The following is a 1,793-nucleotide window of genomic DNA, read 5'->3' on the forward strand; positions in this document are numbered from 1 at the left end:
TCCATCAGCATACGTGTAGCCTACGTTCACGCTCACTCCAACACCGCTACCGATCGCATTCAGAGCAGCGCTTCCCGCCATCAACGCTACTTCGGCCGCGTCCTGCGGACCGCGCTCGCAGCTCCGGTCAAGTTATTGTGTTCTACTTTTGAAACATTACATTTCCCTAAAGCCAATAACTTGACCACGCCTTGATCGCTCGCGGGGTCGTGGAGGAGGAATACATTTTAGTGGACAACCTCATAAATCAATTCGAGGTTCGGAAATCGCTCCATCAGCTGAGCTCTTCCTTTTTCAGTGATTGATGTATGATATATATTTAATTCGCTTAATTTTTTGATCTCCAATAAATACTGAACACAATTATCAGTGATATTAGGATTTTCAGAAATATCTAAACCCCATAGATTTTTTAATTTAGCAATATGTTTAACACCCTCATTTGTAATTTTAGTCCCTTCTAAATCTAAAGAGCTAAGAGATTCAACGGCAGTCAAATATTCGACCCCTTTATCAGTTATTTGAGTTCTCTTTAAATTGAGCTCGAATAGGGTAGTATAATATTTTAAATGCTTCAAACCTTCATCTGAAATCTTAGAATCGTCATAATTCATATTAGTTATGACTTTTGGATCCATTCGCTTATAATACAATGGGTTTAAACTTCTAAAATATGCTTCCGCTTCTTCCTCCTCAGGAGTAAATACTTTCCTTGCTTGTTCCTCTTGCTGTTTCTTTTTTTTGGCCTCTATTTCCGAAGGCGGCTCATAATATTTTGGTTCCTCACAGCCTACCTGAGTTAAAACAAGCAATAGAAAGACGATCGATATTACTTTTCTCATTCTTTTCTCCTTAAAATATATCGTTATAATCCCTTAAATGTCCCTTAAAACCAAGCGCATCCAAACCCCACTGAGGAGCTTGATATGAATTCCATTTAACTGCACTCTCTCCATTCTGCTTAGGAATTTCATAGAAAGTTACGTGCACATGCGGAGTTGGGCCTTTCACTCCATTTTGCAAGGATCCAACATAATGGTTACCTGTGGTTCCTACAAAGCCGAATACTGTGCCAGATTTTAAAACCAACGGGGGCGTGTTTCTGTTATTAGATTTGAAATGTTCCAAAATATACGATGGAAATCTGTCGCCCAAATGACTAAACTTTATTCCACGAGTAACTCCATTTGCATCTTCAAATTCAATTGAAATCGCATTTCCAGAAGTTTCGTTATTTTCAAATCCGACAACTCGAAATTCACCACTTGGAGCAAAGGCTGACAACGCAGTTCCGTCTTTTGCTATCAAGTCAGCTTGACCTATCTGTTTACTTTCATTTGGATAATGCATCCTAGATTTTTCCGTATCCCAGTCATTACCCAATACCTTTCCTTTGCCAGGCATCATCAAGATTACATCAGAATCTTTACCTAAACCGGCCTTCGAATAGTAAATCGAACCGTCCGCAGCTACAAACGCTCCGCCATATCGACCCTTCTCTTTCGTTCCACCCGTTAGAATCAAATCTGGTTCGCTTCCGGCCAAAACAAGATTACCTTGTTTGTTCTGAACATAGATATTGCCGTCGCCATCTTCAAAGGAACCATCGAACCTTCGTTTCAAGACTGATTCAATTTGATCTGGAGGATTTTTTGTATTAGATCCAAACACGCTGTTCCAAGCGCTCTGCATACCATTCCAAATACCCTTGCTACCAAACGTCTCGTTGTAAAAAGGAGATTCTTCTGCAAAGTTGCCCTTCTCATCCTGTCTACGAGTCACGGCGTATCCCA

At 40.4% G+C, this 1,793-nt stretch carries 2 protein-coding genes and 1 pseudogene; 1 reads left to right on the forward strand and 2 read right to left on the reverse strand.

Going from position 1 to position 1,793, the window contains the following annotated elements; genetic code table 11:
- The coding region (locus tag EHQ17_RS20000; protein ID WP_210412907.1) for a hypothetical protein at positions 1-195 on the forward strand (195 nt) is incomplete at its 5' end.
- Between the two features lie 32 nt (positions 196-227).
- Here EHQ17_RS20000 and EHQ17_RS15615 read toward each other — a convergent pair.
- Together EHQ17_RS15615 and EHQ17_RS15620 are read right to left on the reverse strand one after the other, a co-directional pair.
- Entirely contained in the window at positions 228-842 is a 615-nt protein-coding gene (locus tag EHQ17_RS15615) for a leucine-rich repeat domain-containing protein (RefSeq protein WP_135590234.1), read from the reverse strand.
- A gap of 10 nt (positions 843-852) precedes the next feature.
- Positions 853-1,793 (reverse strand): annotated as a pseudogene (locus tag EHQ17_RS15620) (hypothetical protein); the annotation flags it as partial.

Origin of the sequence: Leptospira gomenensis (assembly GCF_004770155.1) — a bacterium.
In the GTDB taxonomy this organism is placed as follows: Bacteria; Spirochaetota; Leptospiria; order Leptospirales; family Leptospiraceae; genus Leptospira; species Leptospira gomenensis.